Origin of the sequence: Veillonella parvula (assembly GCF_042850485.1) — a bacterium.
In the GTDB taxonomy this organism is placed as follows: domain Bacteria; phylum Bacillota; class Negativicutes; order Veillonellales; family Veillonellaceae; genus Veillonella; species Veillonella parvula_Q.
In genome coordinates, this window is sequence record NZ_AP031417.1 from 2,043,360 (window position 1) to 2,069,899 (window position 26,540).

Consider the following 26,540-nt stretch of genomic DNA (forward strand, 5'->3'; position numbering starts at 1 on the left):
ATGTATAACTCCTAATAATTGTTTTGTACGTATACACGTGTTATTATAAAAGGAGAGAATATGAAGGATAAGGATTTACTTAAATTATTACTGCAAAATGGCTGGAAGGATGTACGGCAACGAGGTAGTCATCATCGTTTAAAAAAGGATAATCAAGTTGAAGTTATTGCCGTACATGGGAAAGATGTACCTATCGGTTTATTAAATGCCATCTTAAAACGTACGGGACTAAAATAAGGAGGACCTATGAAATTTATATACCCTGCTATAATCCATGATGATGCCGATGGTTTCTGGGCTGAATTTCCAGACCTAGAATACACTAGTAGCACCGGCTCAACACTAACAGAATTAATAACCAATGCACAAGAGGCTATGGAACTCTATATATTAGGCGCTTTAGAAGATGGACAAACTCTACCTACCCCCACATCTATTCGCAGCTTACCATGTACCGATACAACATATCCTACATTAGTTCAAACAGATATTGATTTAGCTAAAAATAGTAAGTCCGTAAAGAAAACCCTAACGATTCCTGCATGGCTTAACGACAGAGCATTGGCTAAAGGAATTAATTTTTCTCAACTTTTACAAGAAGCATTAGTAGAGAAAACAATGTAATTTACATCATCAATTGCTCAGTAAAATTAGAACTATTGTCCATGCAATAGATGCTAAGGTTAGTAATAGTATACAGATCATCCACAAGATTATTACAAAATAGAGCAGTAGCTTGAGTACATATAGTACATCAAACCATATACTATGTTGGTCCTCTAGACGGTCCATATAGGCACTAAGACATCGCACCAAATAGGGCGGTTTAACATTAGGATTCAGTTTTTTCCAATAAAACACCAAATAAGGCATAACAATACACCCTACCACCACTATATAGCTAAGGAAAATTGGTGTTTCAATATTGTACCGAGTCATAAACCCTGACCAGTCTACAACCATTAGACCGCCAAGGTATAGAAAAATAAGCCAATATATAAATCCTATCACCTTTATAATAAGGCGAATCATCTGTTTCACATCCATGTCTATAATCCTACCAATGTTTTAAATCGCCTATTATTGTGAAAGCGTTCAAAATGGTCTTGTTCGGCTGCAACAGCTTTTACAGAAGGATCAATTTTTATAGCCTTTTCTAGCCAATCAAGGGCCTTAGTATCATCCCCTTGGTCTGCATAAATGGTAGCAATACCATACACAGACCAAGTGTTACTAGGGTCCTTTTCCAATACCTTTTCAAACCATTGTTTAGAATCGTTTAACTGACCTTGCAATTTATAGACCATGGCCATGTTATAGTAATTAGCCACATTATTAGGGTCTAAATCATAAGCCTTTTTAGTATCTGTCAACCCTTTAGCCGCATCACCATTTAATGCTGTTGCAAAGCCGCGTACAGAATAGGCATCTCCGTTGTTAGCATCTTGTTTAATAGATGCAGTGGCTTCCTCTATGGCTTTCGTATACTCACCAGCAGATAAGGCTTGCTTTGCTGTAATTAGATGGTCATCTTGTTTGGTAGTCGCTTGGCTGTTTCCCGCAGCAGATGTAGAGGAACCAGTTGCAGTAGCAGAACTAGTTGCATTTGATTCTGTTTTATTACTATTCGTATTTTGATTCAATCCACATCCCGTAAGAGCTATTATTAAAAGAAAGAAAAGCACAAATTTCTTCATTAAGAATTCTCCGATCATTAATTATATACAAGACTCCTTAGCATGATGATATAATATAAAATACCTCCCGAAAGGAGGTGGTATATTGCAGGAGCTGTTTTATGCACTCTGGGGCACCTTGCTTGCCCCTATTATTGTTGCCTTAGTTGTAACTACCTACAGCTACTGGCTTAACAATAAAAACAAAAAATAAGCAAGAAAAAGGACGAGCTGCCACTCGTCCTTTTTTTGGTTATATTGCAGGTAATTTCATACACTCTACTACCTACGTTTAGTATACCACATTTCTTAGAAAAATAAAGAATTAGCAATAAATCTCATAAAACCCCTAAAAAACTATTACTAGTTTTAACATAATTTGCGAGCAATATTAAAGCAGCATTAATATAAACTACCAGTTACTTTAACATAAACTACTAGCAACGTTAACGTAAATAGCAATAGATATATAAGACTTATTTCTTAGCCTTAGAACAACGATCTAATAAAAATGCAACGCCAACGAATGGGATGCCACCGTTTTCACCAAGACCGATTTCACAGGTAGAGCTGGAGCTTACGCCTAGTGTTGCACCGTATTCAGCGATTTCAGCAGCAAGGTCTTTGGTAGCACATTTGTTAAGTTCTGGTGTAAAGAACCCTTTTTGACCTGCAAAGCCATCGCATGCAAAGGATTTAATGTTGAATACATGGTCTGTACATAGACGAGCCAAATCTTCAATATATTGAGATTTATTCAAGGATTTAATCTTACATTGTTTGTGTACGATGACCCGTTCATCACATTTTTCAATATCGAGATGAGGCACAACGTATTTACACAAGAATTCAGAAATATCGTTGATTTCTAAGTCTGGCATGTGTTTGAAAGCATGGTTGAAACATGCACTATGATCGATCACGATTGGATATTTACCGTTTTGAGATGCTTGCATCAATGCATCGTGTAAGTCCTTAACAGCGCGCTCATGAACGTCATCATAGTTTTCAAAACTCAAGCCACAGCAGAGGTTTTCGATATGTTGAGGGTAGATAATATCGATATGGGCCTTGTTGCAAAGGCTTTCCACTACTTGTTGCAAGCTGCGTTCATCGTCGTAACCTTGATTAGGTTTGAAGGCGCGGTTCGCACAAGTACTAAAGTATACAACCTTTTCAAAATTAGTCGGTTTAATACGGCTTCTCAATCTGTAACGATTGGCCTTAGGTGTAGTCTTAGGAATGTACGGAGTAATACCTGTTACACCATGTAAGCCTTCTGTAATCTTGGAAATCGCTTTTTGTGTAACGATAGAACCTGCAATACCTTCGAGACTTACGCCGGCACGAGCCATTTGAAGTGTAGTAGAGAAATTATCGTAAATCTTCTTAGCTAATTCCGGTGCTGGAGGATCGATGCGGCGCATAGATAATGCAATTTGAGCAGTATCGATGCTGAGCGGGCAAAGACCTTTACACATGGAGCACGCAGCACAGGTATCTACACCAAAATATTCATAGCCTTTTTTAAGTTCCGCAGCCAATGTGAAATTGCCTTCGTTTTCAAGGCGTTTTGTTTCACGCAACAATGCAATACGTTGACGAGGAGTCAATGTTAAATTGCGACTTGGACAATGTTTTTCACAGAAACCACATTCCATACAGATTGTAAAAGCATCATCGATAACGCATTGAGCTTTAAGATTTTTCTTATACACATCTGGATCATCTGTGATGATAACATCAGGATTCAAGATGCGTTCAGGGTCAAAGATGGCTTTGATGCGACGATTGATTTCGTACGCTTTGCGGCCCCATTCCATTTCAACAAATGGTGCCACCATGCGACCTGTACCATGTTCGGCTTTCAAAGAACCACCGAAACCAGATACGCGTTCGGACATTTCTTCTACCAAATCAGCAAAATTCTTAGTATCTTTAGGGTCACTGAAGTCAGGTGTGATGTTAAAGTGAACATTACCAGACAAAGCATGACCAAAGATTACACCACCGTCTACAAAATCGTATTTGTGGAACAATTCGGTAATCATTTCGATACCCTTAGTGAAATCTTCGATTTGGAAGCACACGTCCTCTGTAATAACAGTGGTGCCTTTTCTACGTTGACCACCAACGATTGGCAAGATGCCTTTACGGATAGCCCACCAAGAATCGTATTCTACAGGGTCTTGAGAGTAAAGACTTGGGAGGGCTGTTGGGATATCTTTCAACTTGTCTTTAATGAAAGCCAAGTTTTGATCAACCGTTTCTTTCGTGTAGCTTTCAGTTTGGAACAAGATGGCACTCGTGCCTTCAGGCACTTCACGAACGAAGTCAGGCACATTATCTAAGGCTTGAACAGCGCGCAAGGACTGATAGTCCATCATTTCCGCAGCAATAACCTTTTCACGGCCCATATTAGCCAAAGCTACAACCGCTAGGGATGCATCATTCAATGTACTAAAGAACATGAGTCCACAGCCTTTATGAGGCACGTCTTCAACCGTGTTATATACAACTTCGGACACGAAGCCCAATGTACCTTCAGAGCCAATGAACAAGTGATTAATGATATCGATAATATCTTCAAAATCAACGAGAGAGTTCAAGCCGTAACCCGTAGTATTTTTAATTTTATACTTGTGATGAATCAAGTGCGTCAATTCTTCATCGGCCAAAATATCTTTGCGCAATTGCAAGATATCCTCTACCATTTGAGGTTTTTCTTTGAGGAATTGATCAATGCTCTTTTGGTCGGATGTGTCGAGAATGGAACCATCTAATAACACAACGCGAATGGAGCGAATTGTTTTATACGAGTTCTGCGCCGTACCACAGCACATACCTGAGGAGTTATTATTCAAAATACCGCCCACTAATGCGGTAGCAAGCGTAGCAGGATCTGGACCAATTTTACGATTGTACGGTTTCAATAAGTCATTTGCATCAGAACCGATAACACCGCATTCACATTTTAAGGCTTTCCCATCATCGATAACTTCCATTTTCTTGAAGCCATCATTACATACGATGAGCACATCTTCACTGGAGCATTGACCAGACAAGGAGGAGCCGGCCGCACGGAATGTAAATGGTGTCCCACATTGTTGACACAAACGAATAAGCCGTCTTACTTCTCGTTCATCTTCAGCTTTAACAACTACCTTTGGTAAATAGCTATAGCAAGACGCATCAACGCCATATGCATAACGACGTAAATGATCGGTGTATACGCGACCTTTACAAATCTCATTTGCCTCCTTGGCAAAACGTTCATAATCTCTAATAAGTGTACTCACTTCTATTTCCTCCTATCCTTTCTTAAGGAATCTATTACTTTTAGTATACGCCGTTCTCATTCTCCTCACTATAATTATGCATAATTTATATCTCTTCTAATAAAAATCGATATGCATTACCCTTTTATTCCCTCAGTTGAAAGTACATCTCATTAGCATTATCATGTACTCATTTTTCCTCATATACAATCAAGAATCCTTATTTATTAAGCATGTATAGATATAGTCAGTAATTATATGCTAAAACCTCTCTAAATAACGATTCGTACTACCTATAATTCTATAGTAAATACATTACCAACATTATGCATAAAAATAGTATGATTTATATATTTTAAATTTTTCATTCTCATTTATAGTTCTCTATGACTTTTAGTTATACCCTTTTATAAAATGCTGAAAATACAGAAAACCCTCTAATGATAAACGCTTACGAATCACCATTAGAGAGCTTTACTAAATTATGCTTATTAAAGATAGATTAATTATAAAACCATATTATCCCAAAATACCAGATTTAAGAATGAGGCGTACCGCCAATGCAAAGACAGCTATACTCATGAGGGCGAGGATAGCTTTTGCTTTGAGACGTTTTGCAATACGAGCACCTACTTGAGCACCAAAGATAGCGCCAATACTAGTAGGAATAGCAATACTAAATATGATGTGGCTTTCAATTAAATGTGTAATAACCCCCACCGTTGTTGATACGGCGAGAATAGATTGACTTGTAGCCGTTGCCATATGGGTAGGAAAGCCCATGAGATAAATCAAAGCCGGCACATGGATGAGGCCACCACCGATACCAAAGATACTCGAAATAAAGCCAACAAAAAAGCTAATACTAATACCGATAGATTTACTATAGCTCAACTGCTCAAGAGTAAGGCTTTCTTCCTTTCTTTCCCCTTTTCTAAAATTTTTAAAACCAATCAATACGGATGCACACAGCATAAAGCATCCAAAGGCAAACATAAAGCCTTTACCAGAGAACCATCCAGACATTTGGGCACCTAAAATAGCCCCCGGAAAGGTAGCAAGACTAAAGATGATAGCAGCGTTAATGTATACCTTTTTTTGCTTAAGATAAGCTATAGATCCAGAAATGGCGTTACACATAACAGAAAAAAGCGATGTTCCTACGACCATAGATGGAGACCACTCTGGGAACCAGTACATAAAGAGAGGCACAAACACAAGGCCCCCACCGGCACCGATGATGGTGCCAATCATAGCTGCTAAAAAGCCAACTATGGTAAAGAATATATAGAATACCACTATATTATCAATCACATTAAAACCTCCCATGCCGTTTGAATTATTGTTTCTCCATATATACAAAGGATAATCCCGTGTCATCCTGTATTTCTCTAACGGCTTTATACCCCATTTTTGTATATAATTTTATATTGATCCAGCTTTTTGTACATGTATATAATACACGCCGGTCTTGGCTGCATTGTTCATCTACAAAGGCTAATAATTTTCGAGCCAACCCTTGTTGCCGATAGTCTGGATGCACCATCAAGCGACCGACCTCTACTACGCCATCGTCATATTGATAACGAATGCCTCCGATTATCTTCCCCGCATCATCTACCATTTTATAGGTGTGCCATTGATTAAAAGTACCGCTATAATCCGCTTCTGACTCCATCAATGCAGGGATCAGTCGACAGCCAATCATTTCCGCTTCACTTTCAAAAGTAAGCAATTGTAATCGATATAATTCTAATATATCTGACTCGGTAGCTTTTACAATCTTCATCTACTAACACTCCTAATTAGATTGAAAATACGCCTTCGCGGCTTTCAATCGGCCACGCTCACAAGAGACTTGTAATTCATCCCCTGGTTCGAGTTTTACATCGCCTAATGGCACAATGTAGGTACCATTACGGCGAATGCTAACAATCAACGTGCCATCTGGTAAGGCCAAGTCTTGTAGCTGTACATCCGTATAGTTTGCCACCACAGGCACCTTCGTTTGAAAGAAGGTTTGCACCGATTCTAGATTGCTTTGACCACTCATGGCTTGCAACAAGGAATCGTAAATCGGCGGTTCTTTTAAAAGATCCGCCACAAGATAGGCCACGAGCGTAACGGTACCGATAGCATAAATATTAGAGAAACTATTCGTCATTTCAAGGACGAGCAAAATCGCCAAGATGGGAGTACGCATAGCTGCGGCCAACATCCCTCCCATGGCACAGATAACGAACTGTGGTACAAAATCAGGAGAAATAAGTCCTAAGGTTGAAAGTAAGCTTTCACAAAAAGCACCTGTTGCAGCACCAATTACGAGCATGGGCAAAAATATGCCCCCTTGAGCACCACTGCCATAGCAGAAGGTGGTAAGTAAAATCTTGCCTAATACGATGCCACCTAAGAGCAATACGCCATGAGATTGAAAGGCAAGCTGACCCACAAGGTCATTGCCCCCACCCAAGAGGAGCTGCGAATCAAAGCCAATGGCCGCCACCGCCACAAAGGTAAGGGCTAATTTCAAGAATCGAGAACATTTGAGCCAGTCAAAGAACCTCTTGAAAGCAAAAATCATACGGCAAAATAACACGCCACATAGCCCCATGATAACACCAACCATGAGCAGTATCGGGAAATATTCAAGAGGAACCCCTGAGGTCACCGTAAAGCCCAGCGCTGGTGTAAGTCCAAAGATACTAACTGTAATATAGTTAGAAATCAAAGTTGCCACGAAGGTTGGTACAACGAGATACGGATAAAAGCTTTTATGTACCTCTTCAAAGACGAACATCGCCCCCGATACGGGCGCACTAAAGGCAGCTGTTAAGCCTGCCCCAGCACCTGCGGATGTCAAAATACGCTGTTCTCGTAGTCCCGAATTCATCCAGTAGGACACAATCTTCCCAGTAGAGCCGCCAATCTGTACGGCTGGCCCTTCACGACCTACGGAAAATCCTGCAAAGCCGGTCAGTACGCCACCAATCATTTTAGATACTAGTGTCCGATAGGGCTTCATATCAAAGAGACCTAACATCTCTCCTTCAATTTGCGGGATACCAGAACCACCAGACAATGGGGCCCATGCGAGCAATCGATCTACAATAAACGCAAAAATGACCATTACCACAAGCCAACCTATGGCCCATTCCATAGTAATATCATCCATCAAATGCCACCTGATATGCTCTGATTCAAGTATCAAATAGCGGTATGATGCCCCAAAAAAACCTGCAATCACCCCAACAAGAGCACCCTTTGCAATGAGTTCCGTTAAGAGCACTCGATTCATGGACATATCTGCCAAGGTAGAACTACGCTTATTAAATTTCCATAATTTCATAACATCCTCCTTAGCAGTGACCAAAACCAACCGTTCCTCTGCCGACATAGGTCTACACGAACTATGCATTCATATCCTTAGTATACTTATGTAAACCACCATTTTCAAGAAAGGATTACGTATAAAAATAGCTTTCTCACGGAACACAAGATCAAAGATCCGAATCACAAAACAATAGATAGCGCTTTAAACACAAAGCTAGCCACCTCTAAAAAGAGATGGCTAGTTTTGTTAAGCAAGTGTGTAAATGTATTTTCTTTACACATTCGGAGGCATTTGAAATATGTAAAGACGCTAATTAGAATATGGATTCATAGATGCCGATTATTTCTTCTAAAGAGGCATCCCGTGGGTTACCAGGTGTACATGCATCGTTGAAAGCAGATTCAGCGAGGAATGGAATATCTTCCCGTTTTACACCAGCTTCGCTAAGGGATTTAGGAATGCCTACGTCATCAGCTAATTTCTGAATTACGTCGATAGCCGCTTGACGATAGGTTGCTTCATCCATAGCATCTACATTAGGAACGCCCATAACGCGAGCGATTTCACGATATTTTTCACCTGTAGCAGGGGCATTGAATTTCAATACTGCTGTTAACAACATCGCACAAGCCTTACCATGAGGGATATCGTACACAGCACTTAATGGATGAGCCATGGAGTGAACAATGCCAAGGCCTACGTTGGAGAAACCCATGCCCGCGATGTATTGACCTAAAGACATAGCTTCACGGCCTGCATAATCGCCAGCCACAGCGCTGCGCAAGGAACGGCCGATGATTTCGATAGCTTTCAAATGAAGCATATCCGTTAGTTCCCACGCACCTTTTGTGATATAACCTTCTACGGCGTGTACGAGGGCATCCATACCTGTGGCAGCACAAAGACCTGTCGGCATAGACGCGGACATATCAGGATCCACGATGGCAACGATTGGGATGTCATGAGGATCAACGCAAACGAATTTGCGGTTCTTTTCAACGTCTGTAATAACGTAGTTGATAGTAACCTCTGCAGCCGTACCAGATGTAGTAGTAACAGCGATGATTGGCAAGCACGGATTCTTAGTAGGCGCTAAACCTTCAAGGCTGCGTACATCGGTGAACTCAGGGTTCGTAATAATAGTAGCAATCGCCTTGCTTGTATCGATCGGGCTACCGCCACCAACAGCAACGATAACATCGGCGCCAGCCGCTTTACAAGCCTCAACACCAGCCGTTACGTTTTCGATGGTAGGATTTGGTTTGATACCGTCGTAGACTTCATAAGCAATACCTGCCGCATCAAGCAAATCCGTAACCTTTGTAGCCACTTTAAATTCAAATAAATCTGGCGTAGATGTAACGAGGGCTTTTTTGAAATGGCGATTCTTAATTTCGTTCACAATCTCCTGAATCGCGCCTTGTCCAAAATAGGACGTACCGTTCAACATTATTCTGCGAGCCATATACTTCACTCCTAACAAAACAAATTATACAATAAAAAATAAACCGACAGAGAATCACTTTACTTATTAATTCTCTATCGGTTTAATAAAATCCTTGATAGCACGTTATGTATACACTATATATTTTATTATTTTAGTGTTTCTAATGTTTGTTTCCACTGAAGCGTTAACTCCATTTTAGCAAGAACTTGATTAAACTGTATAATTGGTAAACTTTCTTTTAAAAGTAATAACTCACTTATAATCTCATCAATAATGCTTTTATATGCTATTCGTGGTAATAATAATCTCAAAGAAATCAATACTCCATATACAGAAGATTCACTCCCCTTTGGATTAGGCACAAAATAATATGTTAGTTTTTTTATCGTCTTCTTTGGACCTATAATCCTATGATTATAAAGTCGATCTCCATGTGCACATACATTTCTATATCCTACCAAAACATCTAATATTTCACTAAAAATAGGTATTAAGGTTGAAGTTGGATTCATTATAGAAATCCGATACTCAGTCATATATTCCTTATGTATGTCTTCCAAGATTTTCTCCTGTATGTTAGGAGTAATTAATTTATAAAAATTCGTAATCTCACCAAATGTAAGCTTTGTTACTAAAACCCATAAAGGTAAATCTTGATGTGTCGTTAAATAATGGGAAAACATAGTGTGTCTTGCATTACGTTGTGTAGCATTTGATAATTTTGATACCAACTCTGTAGCTTTAGGTAAATTAGTCTTAGAAAAATTATTTACATTTAAATGGCTGAATTCAGATGTATGCACTTCGGAAAAACGATAAGATACTTTCGTGCAAATATTTTGCTCTGCTTGTAAAAGAGCCTTTAATAAAATAATTCGAAGGTTACGGTCAAAACAATATAGCCCATAAATCTGAAAAAATGTTGTTCCCGTTATATAATAGTCATCTCCACTATTAACTGTAGCGTTATTATCTAAAAAAATATCTTTGTAACCATTAATTATTGAGTAATAATTATCTCTAGCTAAAATTCTCTTTACTCGACCGCCCTCAATTCCCTTTTCAATCGTAATATTCCGTTTTCTCATCAAGCGTAATAGGGAATCTAAAGACTTAAAAGGCTTAGACATAAATCCCTCCTACAAACAAAAAAACTCGCCGACCCTTGGGTCGACGAGTGTTGCGCGTTACCCGTAAGTTTCGCACAGTTTCTCTGTGTATTAACTATAACAAAGTTCTCCCTTGAGTGTCAACTCAGATTCGCCGTCCATGAATAGTATTTCCACTGTCTATATTCGTGATATACTCTTAAAATTCCTTCCTTAAAATAAGAAATTCTAAGAAATTTTATTCATTTTCATGAGCAAGATTCGTTTCACCGATTCATCAAGTCGTTCTTTCGAGATACGACCGTCTTTCACGGCTTTCATAAGGCCGTTATAAGCCTCTTGCATGTGTTCGTATTCGTGACATACGAGCAAGATATCACTGCCGGCGAGGATGGATTGCACCGCCATATCGCCAAAAGTATAGTGATTTGCAAGGGCCCCCATGTCCATATCGTCCGTTACCACAACGCCATTATAGCCTATGTCCTTGCGCAACCAATCGGTAATAATTGCTTTCGATAAACTAGCAGGATGATCTGGATCGATTTGTGGGTACATCGCATGAGACACCATGATTGTATAGGTATTCGGTTTGGACTGTTTGATGAGGTCTACGAATACCTTTATGTCCTCTGAAAGCAATGTTTCTTTAGAGACAGGAACGATACTTGTGTCAGCGTGCAAGTCTACATCGGTCTTACCAATGCCCGGAAAGTGCTTATAGGAATACCACAAGCCCGCTTCATCGTAAGCCTTGCCAACGGCGCCTGCATAGCGAACGACCTCATCAGGGCTCGTACTATAAGAGCGACCATAGGTTAATCCTAAGTCCGCCACAGGAGCAAAGTTAATGTTAAAGCCCAAGTCTTTTAGTTCTGCACCAGACTGTTTTGCCAAGGATACAGCTTGCTCAACGGGCATTTTGCCTACCTCCTCAGCGGGAGGAACCTTGATGAGCTTATCATCCATGCGCGCTACTGCACCGCCCTCTTGGTCGATGCCGAGGAACAGTGGCGTTAAACCGGCGCTTTTACCAGCCTTATTAATATCTGCAATGAGCGTTTTAACTTGATCCTTGGACTCCATATTTCGATCAAACAAAATGATGCCTCCCACGCGGTACTCGTTGAGCATGAATTTAGCATCATCATTCAACGTCTTTCCGTGAATGCCAATCATCAACAATTGCCCCACCTTGTCTGCATCGGACATATTAGCCACTAACTTGTCCACCTTTTGCTCTGGTGAAAGCTCGCTCTGTGCCACGGACTCATAGGTCACAGGCTCTGCCTTTGAAGTAAATGGATTATGTAAACCGCAGCCCGTTGTGAGTGCTAATGCACCAATCATAGTGGCTGCTACGAAACGTCGAAACATGCATACCTCCCTTAAATCTCTAAAAAGTATTATGTATAGTATATCAAAAAATATAAACGAGCCCAACATAACCAACACACGACAAGCAGCATTATAGTACATGTATCTTACAAAACAAAAAGATTGTTACTCGAGAACCCAACGGGTATATCCATTGAGAGAATCAAATAACAATCTTTATATGTTTCATTTTTGTTGTGTAAACATTATAGTTTACATTTTGGATGTATAAAATGTGTATGTTACATTTCACAAATTAAATTTTGCCTTGCTCTTTCATTTCCGCTAAGAGCTTTACGATACGAGGCCCACAGCCTTTGCCACCGCAAGCGCCCGTGCCAGCACGAGTTGCTTCTTTTACTTGTGGAAATGTATGAGCACCATCTAAAATGGCTTCTTTAATCGTTTTGCGCGTAATACTACGGCATGTGCACACCTTTGTAAGCTTGTCCAGAATCGCCTCTGGCACTTGATTTTCTTCAAAATTCATATGTAATTCCTCTTGTATTCACTTGAATATCTATATACTGTATCGATTTAATATATCAATTTAATATATCAATTTAATATATCGATTTAATATATCGATTTACGTGTCGATTTAGTGTATTGATTTACATATCGATGTAGTGGATCAATTTACTCTATCAATAGTATCTAATAATACACTGTAATATCAATATATCGAAAATTTACGATTTCTGTATTTATTATAACACAATTGAGGAACTACATCGATAGTTTTTAATATAAAATCCAAAGAACAGTCAAAAGTAAAATTGTTACTATAAAAAACGAAAAAAATTTACAAATACATTATATGTAAAGATAAGCTAAATCTATCTATAAACTATAAAAACTACCATAAAGATATTATCTTTATGGTAGAAACTTTCACAAAATAAAATTATAGTATGAGCCCAATAATGGCAAAGTAGATTTTAAATATCGTTTGTTGTAATGGACGAATAACCATGGAAATAATGGGTGTGTTAATAAGGATGATAAAGAATAATAAATTAAGCATCCCTAATTGGTAATATCTCATCTGCCACTCTGTAGGCAACCACGGCAAGATAATATTAAAACCAGGCAATGGTGGGAACGGAATCAAACAGAAGATTGATAAGCCAATACTATATAAAATAATATATTGCATAACCATGGCAAGACCTTGGGACTCCATGAGGCCTAATTTTCCAAGGAGCATATATATAAAGGTGAATATAAAGCCTGCTATAAGACCTGCCACAGGACCTGCAAAGGCAAGCAAGCTTATATCACGTCGTGGATCTTTAAAGTAAGATGGATTAATTGACATAGGTTTTGCCCAACCAAAGCCAACAAGAATAATACAGATGGTACCAATTAGATCAAGGTGTGCCATTGGTGACAATGTGAGACGTCCCGCCAGACGTGGCGTTGGATCACCAAACCAAGTTGCTACCTTTGCCTCTGCATATCCAAAGATAGAAAAAACGATCATAATAGCAGGAATACTTGCTAATATCTGAACCGGATTTAAATCAAACATAGAACTCCTTCATTAGTTATATCAATTCATAATTATATGAGTTGTACTAACCTATTATTGTTAGTATGTAAGTTGTATCAATACATTATTAATTTACATCAACGCATTGTCAAACTTCGTTAACTCATTATTATCTTTATTACTTTTATTGCTTTGAGTCCCATGCGGTGTAGCCTTCTTGAATGCAACGAAGGGCATTTAAGGTACGGGGATAGCCGATATACGGCACGCATTGGGATGCGATATTAATCAAATATTGTTTGCTGTTCCCTACGTTCAAATTACCTTCTACATGAGCCTTGACTTGAGCTTCACAGCCACCTTGAGCCGCAAGGAAGCAGAAGGTAATCATTTCACGATGAGCCACGCTAAGGCCTTTACGCGTATAGTAATCGCCGAACGTATTGGCAAGCCATTTGTTGATATGACGAATATCTTCTGGCCCTTCTTGGTAAGAATTGCGCATAGCCTCCCCAAAGATTTCCACTTGTTTTTCTACGCCCTTTTCTAGACGAGACTCACTAGTAATAGTACTGCGAGAGGAATCAACAATAGCCTCTCCTCGATAGTCAAAAATCTTATTGGTCACCTTAAAGAATGGGCGCACACGTCCGATGCCAAGATAGGGCACCGCTTGATAAATGAGCTCTACCACTTCATCAGGAATAAGGCCAAAGTTTAATGCTGCCGGTAGCATTAATGCATATTCATCAACAGCTGAGGCGCCTACTAATGTAGCGAGAATGGCTAAGAAGCGATCCTTTGCCGGTACATTACGGCCTTCTTCGGTGATGACTTCATCAAAGGCAAAATTATCAAACAATATTTCAAACTCTGGATCAATATAACCTGCTGGGGCTGCAATATCAGGGAACATACGCTCCGTATAGGCTTGAGCAAATTCAGATTTAGACATAAAAAACCTCCATAAACAACACTGGTGAAAGCCCAAAAGGAGCTTTCACCAGCAATAGTTATGTAATTATTACGGCACGGGCCATCAGATTATAACGCTGGGAATTCGAAAGTTGTGCCGTATACTTCTTTCCAAGCAGCCATAAACATATTGAACTCATTTGTTCCAGGTTGAATTTGGTAAACTTGACCATCTGGAGCGTAACGATATACAGTATGTAAGCTTGGATTAACAAGATATTTGAACAATGTAGCTTCCCCGTATTGGTTATTATGCATGTTAATTACATTAACACCAAATACGTTGTTACGGCTGCTATCGATACCTTTAAACTCAGATGCTTTATCAAAGAAATACGTTTCTGTACCATTTGCACTATTTGGAACCTCTGGGTAGTTAGCTAACCCATTCCAGTTTTCTGCGTTTGCAACACCACCTACTAATAATGTACCGGCTAATACAAATGCACCTAATAAATTTTTATTCATAATGATCTCCTTTGTGCCACGAGGGCAAATCACGAATCAGTCATACTCTCACATGACTTGAATACAATACGCTATATGTATAGTATATCACATTTTTAATAAAATTTTTAGATTTCCAAGGTTACAGAATATATGCATATGAGGTTGTATCAAATTAGCCCTTCATGTTCTCTGCTGTTTTTGCATTTGCGTTATCGATTGCTTCTAGCAATTTATTAAGCAACATACGCAATTGACGTGTCTCTTCTACGTCAAATATAGGACCTGACGATTCAGCCAAGCGGCGTGGTATATGAACCGCTACATCACGTAATGCTTTGCCCGTATCAGTAAGGGTTACCATAACTACGCGTTCATCTTGACGACTGCGTTTGCGTTTCAAGAATGCTTTGGCTTCTAATTTCTTTAAAAGCGGTGTTAATGTACCGGAATCAAGGCGCAATACTTGTCCCAATTCCTTAACGGATAAATCACCATATTGCCACAATGCCATCATTACGATGTATTGAGTATATGTCAAATTTAAAGGATCTAAGTGACTACGATATGCATTAACAATTTCCTTTGCCACTACATAGAGTGGAAAGCTCAATTGATTTTCCAATCTTAAATATTCTGAATCAGGAACATCTTCTTTATGTTTGTACCCTTCAAGTACACCAATTTCTGCCATATTCTACCTCCATATGCACACAATTATCTACTAATTAATTATACACAATTTTACGGTAAACAGTCAACGCAAAAAGCCCACTTTGAACAGATATTTTTAAATTTGTCAATTAATTAATATTTATTTTCTTATTCGTTAAGAATTAGATGCTTCTATAGAATTTATGGGTAAAAATCATACCATAAAGTTGTTACTTTATTTATAAATTAATTTGATATTAAATTAGAAAGTTATAACTTCTGTTTTCAATGAAATCTTCTTTCGTTGCAGGCCCGTCTCCTAATAAATGACTTAGTAAAAATACGCCCCCTACTAGGACCTTCCTTGTAGTATAATAAAAGAAATTCTATATCAAAGCTAACTTATAATAGGAGGCCTATATGAACACCTTAGAGTGCATCAAAACTCGTCATAGTACACGTAAATTTAAAGTAGATCAAGTATCTCGAGAACTTATCAATCAAGTCCTTGATTCTGGGCGCCGCGCTCCATCTGGCGGTAATACACAATTAACACATTTCATGGTCATTACAAACCAAGATGTGCTTCAAGAACTAGTAACACTCATTCAAGAAGAATACGGCAAAATGCCGATTACAGAAAATACTTTACCTTACATGGTGAATATCATTAAGATGTCCGCCGAAGGCAAATTTGTATTCCACTATAATGCACCTGTGCTCATCGTATTAGCTAGTAAAGCAAACTATGCTAATAACTTTGCTGATGTATCTTGTGCTATGCAAAACATGATGCTTACTTGCAATGAACTCGACCTTGGCAGTTGCTGGGTTAACCAAATCCGTCATCTTCAAGATAATGAACGCATCCAAGCCAAAATGCGCGAACTAGGTCTTAGCGAAGACGAAAAAGTCTACGCTAGCCTCGCTATCGGCTACCCAGATCTACCAAATGGTCTTAACCGCCGTGAAATCGAAGCCAAAGGTTATCCTGTAACATATATTAATTAATCAACACTAGAAACCATCGATTTTATACTATAAGTGAAACAAAAGCGCTATCTATCCCCCAACTCTATTTGAGTTCCGTTAGGGATAGATAGCACTTTTTATTGACTATATTATTTTTTAACGCTCACCGATTTAGTAATCAAATCGATGCACACACTCCATACTTATATGTATAATGAGCTACTATTAAGCCTCAAACACGCGTTTACGAGCTGCTTTCACAAGAACGGAATGATCATCATCTACTATGTGGTTAGATTTATAAGCCCAGCGCAACAATAATGCAGAGTTTGCAACTACGAGAAGGCTGCCGCCGTTGTGAACAAGGGCGCCCCATACTGGAGATAAAGTCCCAACCATTGCCAAGATGATGGCCACGAAGTTTAAGATTAAGGAGAAGGAAAGGTTTACCTTAATTGTGGTCATCATGCGTTTAGATAAGGCCACGAGATGAGGAATTTCTTTAATATTATCGTTTACAAGAACGATATCTGCTGCCTCTACTGCGATATCACTACCAACACCGCCCATAGCGATGCCCACATCAGATTTTTTAAGAGCTGGTGCATCGTTTACACCATCGCCAACCATGGCTACAATGTTGCCGTCTTGTTGTAATTGAGCCACTGTATCCATTTTGTCTTCTGGCAAACAGTCTGCAATCACATTGGATACGTTCAATCGTTTACCAATCGTTTTTGCTGTTGCCACATGGTCACCTGTTAAAAGAACAGGCATTACATCAAGATCGTTTAAAGACTCTACTACGGCGCGACTTTCACGGCGAACACGATCAGCCAAAGCCACATAACCAGCCAATACGCCATCAACGGCAACATATACAATGGATGCACCTCGGTTTAAGTGATCATGAACAGCCTCTTTCACAGAGTCAGCAATAGAAATATTAGACAAGGTCATCATCGCTTCGTTACCAGCCAAAACGGCTTTATCTTGTACAGTCGCCTCTAAGCCTTTACCAGGAACCATGCGGAAGGAATCTACAGAATCAAAGCTTTCACCATGATGGGATGTAAAGCCATTCACGATAGCCTTGCCTAAAGGATGCTCAGATTTAGTCTCTACAGAAGCCACTAAGCGGTACAGCTCATCAGTAGGCATGGAGCCCACAGTTTCAACGGCAGTGACCTCAGGCGTACCATAGGTCAATGTACCCGTTTTATCGAAAGTCATCGTATCAACCTTCGCCAAGCGTTCCATAATATTGCCACGACGCACGAGGAAACCGTGTTGGCTTGCATTGGAGATAGCCGCCATAATCGCTGCCGGCGTTGCTAATACAAGCGCACAAGGACAGAACACAACGAGGATGGTTACGGCACGAATGATTTCACCGGTTACCACATAGGTGCCAACCGCTGCCAACAACGCAATCACTACGATCCATGTAGCCCAACGGTCTGCAAGGCTAACGATTTTCGCATTGCCTGGGTCCGTAGATTTAACGAGCTTAATCATACGTTGAATAGAGCTATCTTCTCCCTCTTTGGTCGCAGTCATATCGAAGGCGCCAAATTGATTCACCGTACCAGAGAATACTTCGTCACCCATCGTTTTATCTACCGGCATGGATTCGCCAGTCATAACGGATTGATCGATCGCTGTATCACCAGACAAAATCGTACCATCTACAGGAATAACCTCGCCTGGCAACACGCGGATTACGTCGCCTACCATTACGATATCTGCAGGCAATACCTCTTCCTTGCCGTTACGAACAATGCGCGCTGTTGTAGGCGTTAATTTAACGAGACGTTCGATGCCCGCTTGCGCTTTTGATACAGTGAACTCTTCAAGCATGGCCCCCAGTTGCATGATGAAAGCAATTTCTGCGGCCGCAAATACTTCGCCAATAGCAACGGCTGCAATAAGCGCCAAGGATACGAGCAAATCTGCTTTTACGTCGAACTCTTCGTACATGGCAACCGCTGCGCCCCACACGATAGGAAGGCCACACAATACTATTGTGAACCAAGCCCAGTCAAAAGGCAAACCTAAACGAACACCTAATAAACTAAATACTACGCCGATACCGCCGGCTACTAATGTAATCTTTTCACGATTCAAATCGAACCATTCTGCTATTTTGCTCCACCGTTCCATAATTACCTCCTGTGAAAGCTTATATATAATGATATGTACACATTGATTATGGTCTACATACATGCGTCCATGTATATAACACCTTAAGGGCAAACATGTTATTTATCGTTCTGTTTACCATTTTTATTGTTTGTATACCCATAGGGGTATACCTTATGATTATGTTATACCCCTATGGGTATATTTGTGTCAACAACAAAATATGTACAATCATTCATATATGCTTAAAAACACAGATAGATACTGGATTTATTAAGATTATATTATTCTTGCATAGCCTCATTACACAAATGCATGAACAGTTATTCATATATTTATTTGCAAATCTAATAATTTTTACATAGAAGATATTTTGATGATTTTCAACCTATTCAATACTATTTCACCCTAATCAATACTATCCATAATACAGTTTTCTAATAACTATTTATTATAATAGAAAATTAAGTATAGTCGACTACATACCCTACATGGTATTATTACAAATGACATGTTGTAGAAAGGATGTGTAACGATGTCGATTTTCTCTCCTGCTCCTCATATTGAACGTTTACCAGAGGCGCAAATTGATTCCACCTACAAACGTCTTCGTCGCGAAGTCTTTGCAGGTACATTTATTGGTTATGCTACATTCTATTTGATCCGCCAAAACTTTAGCTTGGCTGTTCCGTACATGATTGCTGAGTACGGCTACACTAAAGCGGATCTCGGTATAGTTATGACCATCTTATCCGTAGCTTACGGCGTAAGTAAATTTGTTATGGGTAATGCGTCTGACCGCTCTAACCCAAAATACTTCTCCACAGTAGGTCTATTGCTTAGTGCTTTAGTTATGTTATTATTCGGCACCTTACCAGGTGTTATGAGCAGTATTCCTATCATGTGCGTTCTTGCCTTATTAAACGGTTGGTTCCAAGGTATGGGCTACCCTCCATATGCAAAAAACATGGTAACTTGGTTCTCCCGTTCCGAACGCGGTGCTTGGTGGTCTTGGTGGAACGTTTCCCACAACCTAGGTGGCGGCATTATCGCTCCTCTTGCTACGCTTGGCATCTACCTATTCGGTACATGGCATAGTATCTTCTTCTTCCCTGCCCTTATCTCTATCGTGTTAGCGATTATTACCTTTGTATTATTGAAAGATACGCCTCAATCCTGTGGTTTACCTCCTATCGAGGAATACAAACATGAAGTCGTTCATACACATACAGAAAATGAAGAAAAAAGTACTTTCAAAGAAATCTTCTACAAATATATTTTGCATAATAAATACTTATGGTATCTTGCGATTGCAAATATCTTTGTATACTTCATCCGTTACGGCGTAGTTAGCTGGGCACCGACCTATTTAACCGCTGTGAAAGGCTTCACAAAAGAAGGTTCCCGTTGGGCTTACTTCTTATATGAATGGGCTGGTATTCCAGGCATGCTTGTAAGTGGTTACTTAAGTGACCGCGTATTCCGCGGCCGTCGTGCTCCAGCTACGATTTGCTTCATGTTATTCGTTATCTTAGCGATCCTTGTATACTGGTTTAACCCTGCAGGCAATGTCCTCATCGATAACTTAGCACTCATTGCTATCGGCTTCCTCATCTACGGTCCTGTTATGATGATTGGCCTTCAAGCAGCAGATATGGTGCCACGTGTAGCAACAGGTGGTGCTACTGGCCTTACAGGCCTTCTTGGTTACCTCATCGGGTCCGCTGGTGCTGGTGCTTTCATGGGTCTCATGGTTGACCTCTACGGTTGGGATGGTGGTTTCATTGCCCTCGTTGGTGCATGTATCCTATCCATCGTCTTCCTACTCCTCACACTTGGAGACAAAGGACAACAATAGAATACGTACTGTATAATACGTACCATATAATACGTTACGTACCATATAATACGTTACGTACTATATAATACGTAATGTAAAATACATACTGTGCAACTCACTGTTGTATATACAAAACTCCCCTAGTAATCTTAGGATTACTAGGGGAGTTTAATTTTTTATGCGACGCACAAGGAGCCGTTTAATACTTTCAAATTATACACGAGACCGAGTCGCGCCAAGCCGTGCAATGCAGCAGCTGTTACAGGATTAATAGATCCTAACACGCCAGCACCGATGATAGCAACGTGGAACAAAATGGACACGATGAGTAGGCCCAAATGGCATTGTTTCGCCTCTTTTGAAAGCCCCGCCGTCGGAGAGTTTTCATCTACAAGGGATCCCATCATGAGTGCCACAAGAACGAGTTCCAAAGAGCATGGGCAAAGAATAACTAGCAATGTAATGGTATGCATAAAGTTCTGTGTCAATGCATAGGAACCCATGGAAAGTAACATAACGGCCACAACGATGACGGATGAATAATTGTTGATGCCCTGACGCAAGGCTACAAGCTGTGTAGGCATGGTCGGCAACATGTCATCATCCAATGTATAGTGTACATCGCCCGTAATAAGCTGCTCTAAGAAAAAGCCACCATGTACGATGAGACCTACATAAGCGGCCGTATGATAATCTCCAATCGCAATGAGCGCCACCATGGCTATCACGATGAGAAAATTAGCATGAATCTCTAAATGATCCAAAATACTTTGCACGCTGTTGATGAGCAATGGCAAGCCACAAATGATGACCGTTACCCACGCCAAATCAATAGCTGGGTTCATAGGCTCCGTAAGCGCATCTAATATGATAAATAACAAGCCGAGTGCCAAAATAGCCCCCTGCGTACGCAGAGACACCTGCGCTGATAAAGACTGTAAAAACTTCATATAGACCTCTCTATAAATCAGATACCGGCCTTACTTAATCCGGAAATACCTTTTACTTCTATAAATAATACTATTAACACTTATATTGCTAACGCCTAAAATACCCATAGGGGTATTGCTATGGTATAATTATTATACAAAACATAAAAGAAATATACAAATCAAATTTTTTAATAAATGAAAACCCCTATCTTTAAAAATGGCTTAGCCGTTAAAAGGTCCTAGTTGTGAGCTCTAATTTCTTTATTAAAACGTAGAAAGAACAAGTCCCTAAAAACGACTTAGCTCGCTATGGAGCTCCTTTCAATAGGCACTAGTTGAAGATCCTAATTTCATATAAAAGGAAAAGCCCCTATCTCTAAAAATGACTTAACCGTAAAGAGATCTTAGTTGTGAGCTCTAATTTCTTTATTAAAACGTAGAAAGAACAGGTCCCTAAAAACGACTTAGCTCGCTATGGAGCTCATTTTAATAGGCACTAGTTGAAGATCCTAATTTCATATAAAAGGAAAAGCCCCTATCTCTAAAAATGACTTAGCTTGCTATGGAGGCTTTTAGAGATAGGGGCTTTGACCCAAGGTTATGAAATTAGAGCTTCAACGCCTCAATCCATTCTGCTTCTTTAAATCCAACGAGTACTTTGTCTTCAAGAACCAAGATAGGACGTTTTACAAGCATGCCATTAGATGCTAATAAAGCTAGTTTTTCTTCTTCGCTAAGGTTTGGCAATTTATCCTTTAATTGTTGTTCACGGTAAATCATACCAGAAGTATTAAAGAATGCTTTCAAATCCTTACCAGATTGTGGATACCAAGCAGCAATTTCCTCAGCTGTAGGGTTTTCGGACTTGATATCACGATCTGTGTACTTAATGTTATGATCATCTAAAAATTTCTTTGCTTTTTTGCATGTTGTGCATTTAGGATATTCAACGAATAACATAGGTTCTCCTTATATCAATATTCAATGTTATAACAACTTACTAATTTAAGATAATTGTACCAAATACATCGAAAATTATCAATCTCTTATTGACAGTCTACGGGTTCTAATGAAGCACAATGTGCAATAGAGGATAATACTTCATCCATCCCCTCACTAAGTTTTGCTGTACGCAAATCAACATCCATCTGTAAACGCAAGAAATACCCTTCCGAAACATCAAAGTATTTCGCTAAACGCAACGATGTATCTGCTGAAATAGATCGTGTACCATTCAATATTTCTTGAATCCGTGAAACAGGCACATGTATATCCTTAGCCAATCGATATGCAGATAGTCCTAATGGATCCATAAACTCTTCTTTTAATATTTCACTAATGGTAGGTGTAGGAATAAACTTTTCCATATTAATTTCCTCTCTATTAATGATAATCTACAATTTCTACATCATAAAAACTACTACTATCTTTTACTTTAAAACACAGTCTATATTGACCATTAATCCGCAAACTATACTGACCAAATCGATCTCCTTGCAACAACTCCAAGCGATTACCTGGTGGCCAACGTAAATCTTGTAATGATTCAGCATTATCTAACAATAGTAATTTACGAAGAGCTAACCTTTGTATAAACGGAGAAAAGCGTTTAGAAAAGCTTTGATAGTAAACTTTTTCTGTTTCCTTATCCTTAAATCCGATAATCATAGAATCTCTCTTTCAATTATACCTGTTAAACAGGTATAATTCAATAACATATACTTGATGAAAAACTATACATAGAATTAAAATTATTCTACAAATAATTTTAATAAAGAGATTCTATAAAACATCATCTAATTCCTACACTTGAGATGACTCTATTGGCCACCTATTTCGGAATGTAATCAATTTACCCTATCGTCATAATTGAATTAAAACTATCATTAATTCCCACTTCAACTAAATTAATTTTAAAAAGTAAAAAGACCTACATCCTCGACCGTATCATGTATAAAATACATATTAAAGGTTGAGAGAATATAGGTCTCTTATAAAAATCTATGTATTATTTATAATACTAGTTATAGCAAAAATGTAAGCCCCATTGCCACGAAGATGGCTGGCAAAAGGTTTGCAATACGTACTTTACCAGGCCAGATGAGGTCGATACCAACGCAAAAAATCAGAATAGATCCGACGTAAGATAGGTTATCGATGGCACTAGGTGTCATCAACGGCGCTGCAATATGTGCCATAGCCGTAATGAGCCATTGCGTAATACCTACTGGAATAAAGGAGAACAGCGCCCCTTTCCCCATAGAGGATACCATAACCATAACAATGATGCCGTCAAGGATGCCTTTTAAAAGTAATGTCTGATAATTTCCAGTAAGGCCATCTTGAATGGAACCAAGTACACCCATAGCACCTACGGTAAACGTTAAAGATGCAGTGATAAAAGCATGGGTAAACTTTGGATCCCCAGCGTTGCCAGTGCGAGCTTTCACCCAGTCACCAAACACGGTAATCCAATGATTAAGGTCGATAATTTCGCCAATAACAGCGCCTACGACCATGCTAATAATCATCAATAGCGGGCCCGTTGTCTGTAGAGATCCATTGACAATGACAAGCATATACTGCATGGCCCCGCTCATACCGAGGAGGAGCACGATAAGACCGCTCACAATCATGAGCGTTTGCTTTAAATTTTCTTTCATAAAGCGACCAAACGCGAGGCCACATAGGCTGCCAGCTATGATGAGGCCAATATTAATGGCCGTTCCCAAACCAATCATATATTTCCCTTCTTTAATTGTGAAAGTAACACTATCAATTTACTTCAGTATAGCAATCATATCGAAATAAATCAATTTATATGGCATAAAATATATAGTTGAAATTGGATTAATTAAAGTTTTTTTAGGACCATACATATAGCCTGATTAATGCTGCTATAGGTTTTCCTAATACAGTATGGCTCCTTTTATAACATTATATATAGCAAAAAGCCTCTACCCAATAAGGATAGAGGCTCTGTATAGTTTATAGCGTTGAGAGAGAACTAATGATAGACCCGCTTAGGAGAGAGAGAGAGTATATGTGTTTATATATAAAGCGGGCCGACATGAGATGAGTCGCTATCGCCTCATCGACTTTAGTGTACACCCAATTCCACATAACAACAAATTCAATTATGTAAACATAAGTATGCATAAAAACTATTGTTAACTAATTTATACTTATCACCCTTACGCTTCATCGTCTACAGGTAACCGTACGATATCTGCTGTTTTATTAATCTCCTCAAAGCAAGGACAGTCTTTACCGTGATCATTGATAAGGCCACTAGCTTGTAGATGCGAATAAATTGTAACAGGACCTACAAACTTAAAGCCCCGCTGCTTTAAGTCTTTGCTTATCCGCGTAGATAAACCATTCTTTGTAGGAAAATGACCTTCTGGATGGTTTTCATAAATAATCGTTTTATGATTGGTAAATCCCCAAATATAGTTACAAAACGAACCAAATTCAGATTGAATACGTTTAAAAGCAGCAGCATTATTGATAATAGCTTCAATTTTAGGACGATGCTTAAGCATCCCCTCCGTCTGCATGATGCGTTCAATGTCGCTTTCACCATAAGCAGCCACCGCATCAATATCAAAATGATCAAAGCATGCTCGAATGATGTTCCGTTTATTCAAAATCGTAAGCCAACTGAGTCCACATTGGAGACTTTCAAGACAAAGATGTTCAAATTGATGTTGGTCATCATGAATTGGTCGGCCCCACTCGTAATCGTGGTAATCCTGATATAAAGGCGTCGTCGGCCATTCACAAGTCGTCATCACACACCTCCATGAGCCCATACGAGGACGTCATACATGAGCGCTACTACGAGGCCCATTACGAGATGACCACCCACATAAAATGGCACTAGATAATAAATGAATAAAAGCAAGGAATGCAAGGCTTTACGAAGCCATACAATCGGCGTAGATGTGTCGCCACCTACTTTACTATCAAGCCAATTATGGACGGTGTAAATAGGCGTTCCTAAACGGCGAATCCAGTCTGGAACACGTACCCCAGGATTCAAACCAGGGCAATAGAAGATCACCAAGGGCAACGCCACCACATCAATGACGAGCAATAGGGTTAACATAAAAGCAAACCAATCTAATTCGCCTTCCCACGTGAAGGGTTGTGCCATGAAACGGGTACCCCACAAATAGGCTTTGTATACGATATACGGTTCTAATAGCCATAATAAGGGCTTCACTACACTCATGGGACTACCTACACCAAACAAGAAATAATAAAAACTACGCATTTGCGTAGTCATTTCATATATACAACATTCCGATTATATCGACTGAATACCAAGGATACAGCGATTTTCTAGGCTAGAAAATCACTTTATACACACCATTTTTCCAGTCCTTACATACGTCGATTTTCATACTAATATTATATCAGATTTTGCACTTCTTGTGGGATTATATTTTATAAAAATTTTATTAATTTACACTATTTATAGTACTGATTAACAAAAGAAGTCACTATATAAGCCATTTTCTGTAGTCAGCTCTTGTATATTCATTTTTCATCAAAGTCATGACCTCTCTTAATCATGGGCTCTAAAAAATATAGGATTCAAATCAGATAAATTTATTCCAATAATATGTGGCATTTTATACTCATTAACTATGTTATTATAAATGCAGGTAGTAAATACCTTCTCACTTTCTCCTTTTGATAAAAATAGCAAAAAAGGCAGTCCCTAACGTAAACTGTACCTCTCAAAAATTGTGTCCAATTTTTGGGGATACAGCTCAGGGCTGCCTTTTTTGTTTGTCGTTTATTTATCTGTATTTATTTTATCTATCGTCTACACAATCATATGTTATATAGGATCT

At 39.2% G+C, this 26,540-nt stretch carries 26 protein-coding genes; 5 read left to right on the forward strand and 21 right to left on the reverse strand.

Translation table 11 applies throughout. The features are described 5' to 3' along the window. Positions 1 to 60: 60 nt before the first annotated feature. On the forward strand, positions 61 to 237 hold the full coding sequence (locus ACGHIY_RS09370) for a type II toxin-antitoxin system HicA family toxin (protein ID WP_021148751.1): 177 nt from the start codon (positions 61 to 63) through the stop codon (positions 235 to 237). A gap of 9 nt (positions 238 to 246) precedes the next feature. Then, positions 247 to 624, forward strand: a complete 378-nt coding sequence (locus tag ACGHIY_RS09375; RefSeq protein WP_008714666.1) for a type II toxin-antitoxin system HicB family antitoxin — start codon at positions 247 to 249, stop codon at positions 622 to 624. A gap of 425 nt (positions 625 to 1,049) precedes the next feature. On the opposite strand, the gene ACGHIY_RS09380 is transcribed toward ACGHIY_RS09375, so the two are convergent. Then, positions 1,050 to 1,697 carry a tetratricopeptide repeat protein gene (locus ACGHIY_RS09380; protein ID WP_042986563.1) on the reverse strand — a complete coding sequence of 216 codons (648 nt, stop codon included), beginning with the start codon at positions 1,695 to 1,697 and terminating at the stop codon, positions 1,050 to 1,052. Between the two features lie 118 nt (positions 1,698 to 1,815). Between ACGHIY_RS09380 and ACGHIY_RS09385 the strand changes: the two genes are divergently transcribed. Further along, the gene (locus tag ACGHIY_RS09385) at positions 1,816 to 1,890 is read left to right on the forward strand and encodes a type I toxin-antitoxin system Fst family toxin (RefSeq protein WP_229039624.1); all 75 of its coding nucleotides are present in this window, start codon (positions 1,816 to 1,818) and stop codon (positions 1,888 to 1,890) included. Positions 1,891 to 2,152: 262 nt separating this feature from the next. On the opposite strand, the gene ACGHIY_RS09390 is transcribed toward ACGHIY_RS09385, so the two are convergent. From ACGHIY_RS09390 to ACGHIY_RS09445, 12 genes are all read right to left on the reverse strand, one after another. After that, positions 2,153 to 4,975 (reverse strand): FAD-binding and (Fe-S)-binding domain-containing protein, encoded by a 2,823-nt coding sequence (locus ACGHIY_RS09390; protein WP_390525500.1) that lies wholly within the window; start codon positions 4,973 to 4,975, stop codon positions 2,153 to 2,155. A gap of 498 nt (positions 4,976 to 5,473) precedes the next feature. Then, a complete protein-coding gene (locus ACGHIY_RS09395) occupies positions 5,474 to 6,268 on the reverse strand; it encodes a sulfite exporter TauE/SafE family protein (RefSeq protein WP_004694536.1) in 795 nt (264 codons plus the stop codon). Positions 6,269 to 6,293: 25 nt separating this feature from the next. After that, positions 6,294 to 6,743, reverse strand: coding sequence for a GNAT family N-acetyltransferase (locus ACGHIY_RS09400; RefSeq protein WP_316584214.1), 450 nt, complete (start codon positions 6,741 to 6,743; stop codon positions 6,294 to 6,296). A gap of 12 nt (positions 6,744 to 6,755) precedes the next feature. After that, positions 6,756 to 8,300 (reverse strand): ClC family H(+)/Cl(-) exchange transporter, encoded by a 1,545-nt coding sequence (locus ACGHIY_RS09405; protein WP_390525501.1) that lies wholly within the window; start codon positions 8,298 to 8,300, stop codon positions 6,756 to 6,758. Between the two features lie 298 nt (positions 8,301 to 8,598). Continuing rightward, positions 8,599 to 9,750, reverse strand: coding sequence for a lactaldehyde reductase (fucO, locus tag ACGHIY_RS09410; RefSeq protein WP_308521735.1), 1,152 nt, complete (start codon positions 9,748 to 9,750; stop codon positions 8,599 to 8,601). A gap of 128 nt (positions 9,751 to 9,878) precedes the next feature. Beyond that, positions 9,879 to 10,862, reverse strand: coding sequence for an Abi family protein (locus tag ACGHIY_RS09415; RefSeq protein WP_390525502.1), 984 nt, complete (start codon positions 10,860 to 10,862; stop codon positions 9,879 to 9,881). A gap of 207 nt (positions 10,863 to 11,069) precedes the next feature. After that, a complete protein-coding gene (locus tag ACGHIY_RS09420; protein WP_390525503.1) occupies positions 11,070 to 12,218 on the reverse strand; it encodes a glycoside hydrolase family 3 N-terminal domain-containing protein in 1,149 nt (382 codons plus the stop codon). A gap of 256 nt (positions 12,219 to 12,474) precedes the next feature. Beyond that, a complete protein-coding gene (locus ACGHIY_RS09425; protein WP_004694527.1) occupies positions 12,475 to 12,708 on the reverse strand; it encodes a (2Fe-2S)-binding protein in 234 nt (77 codons plus the stop codon). Positions 12,709 to 13,125: 417 nt separating this feature from the next. After that, on the reverse strand, positions 13,126 to 13,752 hold the full coding sequence (locus tag ACGHIY_RS09430; protein WP_004698228.1) for a site-2 protease family protein: 627 nt from the start codon (positions 13,750 to 13,752) through the stop codon (positions 13,126 to 13,128). A 145-nt stretch (positions 13,753 to 13,897) separates the two neighbouring features. After that, the gene (locus ACGHIY_RS09435; protein WP_390525504.1) at positions 13,898 to 14,668 is read right to left on the reverse strand and encodes a carboxymuconolactone decarboxylase family protein; all 771 of its coding nucleotides are present in this window, start codon (positions 14,666 to 14,668) and stop codon (positions 13,898 to 13,900) included. Between the two features lie 89 nt (positions 14,669 to 14,757). After that, positions 14,758 to 15,156, reverse strand: a complete 399-nt coding sequence (locus ACGHIY_RS09440; protein ID WP_004694522.1) for a hypothetical protein — start codon at positions 15,154 to 15,156, stop codon at positions 14,758 to 14,760. A gap of 154 nt (positions 15,157 to 15,310) precedes the next feature. Then, complete coding sequence (locus ACGHIY_RS09445) at positions 15,311 to 15,829, reverse strand: MarR family winged helix-turn-helix transcriptional regulator (RefSeq protein WP_004694519.1); 519 nt, start codon at positions 15,827 to 15,829, stop codon at positions 15,311 to 15,313. A gap of 380 nt (positions 15,830 to 16,209) precedes the next feature. On the opposite strand from ACGHIY_RS09445, the gene ACGHIY_RS09450 reads away from it, so the two are divergent. Beyond that, a complete protein-coding gene (locus tag ACGHIY_RS09450) occupies positions 16,210 to 16,800 on the forward strand; it encodes a nitroreductase (protein ID WP_390525505.1) in 591 nt (196 codons plus the stop codon). 186 nt (positions 16,801 to 16,986) lie between these two features. Here ACGHIY_RS09450 and ACGHIY_RS09455 read toward each other — a convergent pair whose 3' ends face one another. Continuing rightward, entirely contained in the window at positions 16,987 to 18,924 is a 1,938-nt protein-coding gene (locus ACGHIY_RS09455; protein ID WP_314095714.1) for a cation-translocating P-type ATPase, read from the reverse strand. 514 nt (positions 18,925 to 19,438) lie between these two features. Here ACGHIY_RS09455 and pgtP point away from each other — a divergent pair. Next, positions 19,439 to 20,761 (forward strand): phosphoglycerate transporter protein PgtP, encoded by a 1,323-nt coding sequence (gene pgtP / locus ACGHIY_RS09460; protein ID WP_021148764.1) that lies wholly within the window; start codon positions 19,439 to 19,441, stop codon positions 20,759 to 20,761. A 158-nt stretch (positions 20,762 to 20,919) separates the two neighbouring features. Here pgtP and ACGHIY_RS09465 read toward each other — a convergent pair whose 3' ends face one another. The 7 genes from ACGHIY_RS09465 to ACGHIY_RS09495 all read right to left on the reverse strand — a co-directional run bounded on the left by ACGHIY_RS09465 (position 20,920) and on the right by ACGHIY_RS09495 (position 25,912). After that, positions 20,920 to 21,693 (reverse strand): hypothetical protein, encoded by a 774-nt coding sequence (locus ACGHIY_RS09465; RefSeq protein ID WP_021148765.1) that lies wholly within the window; start codon positions 21,691 to 21,693, stop codon positions 20,920 to 20,922. Between the two features lie 588 nt (positions 21,694 to 22,281). Beyond that, positions 22,282 to 22,635 carry a Spx/MgsR family RNA polymerase-binding regulatory protein gene (locus ACGHIY_RS09470; protein WP_005384960.1) on the reverse strand — a complete coding sequence of 118 codons (354 nt, stop codon included), beginning with the start codon at positions 22,633 to 22,635 and terminating at the stop codon, positions 22,282 to 22,284. A gap of 86 nt (positions 22,636 to 22,721) precedes the next feature. Continuing rightward, positions 22,722 to 23,042, reverse strand: a complete 321-nt coding sequence (locus ACGHIY_RS09475) for a HigA family addiction module antitoxin (RefSeq protein WP_058948305.1) — start codon at positions 23,040 to 23,042, stop codon at positions 22,722 to 22,724. A gap of 16 nt (positions 23,043 to 23,058) precedes the next feature. Continuing rightward, entirely contained in the window at positions 23,059 to 23,343 is a 285-nt protein-coding gene (locus ACGHIY_RS09480) for a type II toxin-antitoxin system RelE/ParE family toxin (RefSeq protein WP_004694505.1), read from the reverse strand. A 356-nt stretch (positions 23,344 to 23,699) separates the two neighbouring features. After that, positions 23,700 to 24,416, reverse strand: coding sequence for a DUF554 domain-containing protein (locus tag ACGHIY_RS09485; RefSeq protein WP_123138216.1), 717 nt, complete (start codon positions 24,414 to 24,416; stop codon positions 23,700 to 23,702). Between the two features lie 453 nt (positions 24,417 to 24,869). Then, positions 24,870 to 25,469: a DNA-3-methyladenine glycosylase I gene (locus ACGHIY_RS09490; protein ID WP_288581439.1), complete on the reverse strand. Its 600-nt coding sequence runs from the start codon at positions 25,467 to 25,469 to the stop codon at positions 24,870 to 24,872. After that, positions 25,469 to 25,912: a hypothetical protein gene (locus ACGHIY_RS09495; protein WP_302010178.1), complete on the reverse strand. Its 444-nt coding sequence runs from the start codon at positions 25,910 to 25,912 to the stop codon at positions 25,469 to 25,471. Before ACGHIY_RS09495 ends, ACGHIY_RS09490 begins: the two co-directional genes overlap by 1 nt. Positions 25,913 to 26,540: the final 628 nt, after the last annotated feature.

Excerpts from the sequence above, each read along its gene's own strand:
- ACGHIY_RS09370 (WP_021148751.1), top strand. The coding sequence starts at position 61 with ATGAAGGATAAGGATTTACTTAAATTATTACTGCAAAATGGCTGGAAG.
- ACGHIY_RS09375 (WP_008714666.1), top strand. The coding sequence starts at position 247 with ATGAAATTTATATACCCTGCTATAATCCATGATGATGCCGATGGTTTC.
- ACGHIY_RS09380 (WP_042986563.1), bottom strand. The coding sequence starts at position 1,697 with ATGAAGAAATTTGTGCTTTTCTTTCTTTTAATAATAGCTCTTACGGGA.
- ACGHIY_RS09400 (WP_316584214.1), bottom strand. The coding sequence starts at position 6,743 with ATGAAGATTGTAAAAGCTACCGAGTCAGATATATTAGAATTATATCGA.
- ACGHIY_RS09405 (WP_390525501.1), bottom strand. The coding sequence starts at position 8,300 with ATGAAATTATGGAAATTTAATAAGCGTAGTTCTACCTTGGCAGATATG.
- fucO (WP_308521735.1), bottom strand. The coding sequence starts at position 9,750 with ATGGCTCGCAGAATAATGTTGAACGGTACGTCCTATTTTGGACAAGGC.
- ACGHIY_RS09415 (WP_390525502.1), bottom strand. The coding sequence starts at position 10,862 with ATGTCTAAGCCTTTTAAGTCTTTAGATTCCCTATTACGCTTGATGAGA.
- ACGHIY_RS09420 (WP_390525503.1), bottom strand. The coding sequence starts at position 12,218 with ATGTTTCGACGTTTCGTAGCAGCCACTATGATTGGTGCATTAGCACTC.
- ACGHIY_RS09425 (WP_004694527.1), bottom strand. The coding sequence starts at position 12,708 with ATGAATTTTGAAGAAAATCAAGTGCCAGAGGCGATTCTGGACAAGCTT.
- ACGHIY_RS09430 (WP_004698228.1), bottom strand. The coding sequence starts at position 13,752 with ATGTTTGATTTAAATCCGGTTCAGATATTAGCAAGTATTCCTGCTATT.
- ACGHIY_RS09435 (WP_390525504.1), bottom strand. The coding sequence starts at position 14,668 with ATGTCTAAATCTGAATTTGCTCAAGCCTATACGGAGCGTATGTTCCCT.
- ACGHIY_RS09440 (WP_004694522.1), bottom strand. The coding sequence starts at position 15,156 with ATGAATAAAAATTTATTAGGTGCATTTGTATTAGCCGGTACATTATTA.
- ACGHIY_RS09445 (WP_004694519.1), bottom strand. The coding sequence starts at position 15,829 with ATGGCAGAAATTGGTGTACTTGAAGGGTACAAACATAAAGAAGATGTT.
- ACGHIY_RS09450 (WP_390525505.1), top strand. The coding sequence starts at position 16,210 with ATGAACACCTTAGAGTGCATCAAAACTCGTCATAGTACACGTAAATTT.
- ACGHIY_RS09455 (WP_314095714.1), bottom strand. The coding sequence starts at position 18,924 with ATGGAACGGTGGAGCAAAATAGCAGAATGGTTCGATTTGAATCGTGAA.
- pgtP (WP_021148764.1), top strand. The coding sequence starts at position 19,439 with ATGTCGATTTTCTCTCCTGCTCCTCATATTGAACGTTTACCAGAGGCG.
- ACGHIY_RS09465 (WP_021148765.1), bottom strand. The coding sequence starts at position 21,693 with ATGAAGTTTTTACAGTCTTTATCAGCGCAGGTGTCTCTGCGTACGCAG.
- ACGHIY_RS09470 (WP_005384960.1), bottom strand. The coding sequence starts at position 22,635 with ATGTTATTCGTTGAATATCCTAAATGCACAACATGCAAAAAAGCAAAG.
- ACGHIY_RS09475 (WP_058948305.1), bottom strand. The coding sequence starts at position 23,042 with ATGGAAAAGTTTATTCCTACACCTACCATTAGTGAAATATTAAAAGAA.
- ACGHIY_RS09480 (WP_004694505.1), bottom strand. The coding sequence starts at position 23,343 with ATGATTATCGGATTTAAGGATAAGGAAACAGAAAAAGTTTACTATCAA.
- ACGHIY_RS09485 (WP_123138216.1), bottom strand. The coding sequence starts at position 24,416 with ATGATTGGTTTGGGAACGGCCATTAATATTGGCCTCATCATAGCTGGC.
- ACGHIY_RS09490 (WP_288581439.1), bottom strand. The coding sequence starts at position 25,469 with ATGACGACTTGTGAATGGCCGACGACGCCTTTATATCAGGATTACCAC.
- ACGHIY_RS09495 (WP_302010178.1), bottom strand. The coding sequence starts at position 25,912 with ATGAGTGTAGTGAAGCCCTTATTATGGCTATTAGAACCGTATATCGTA.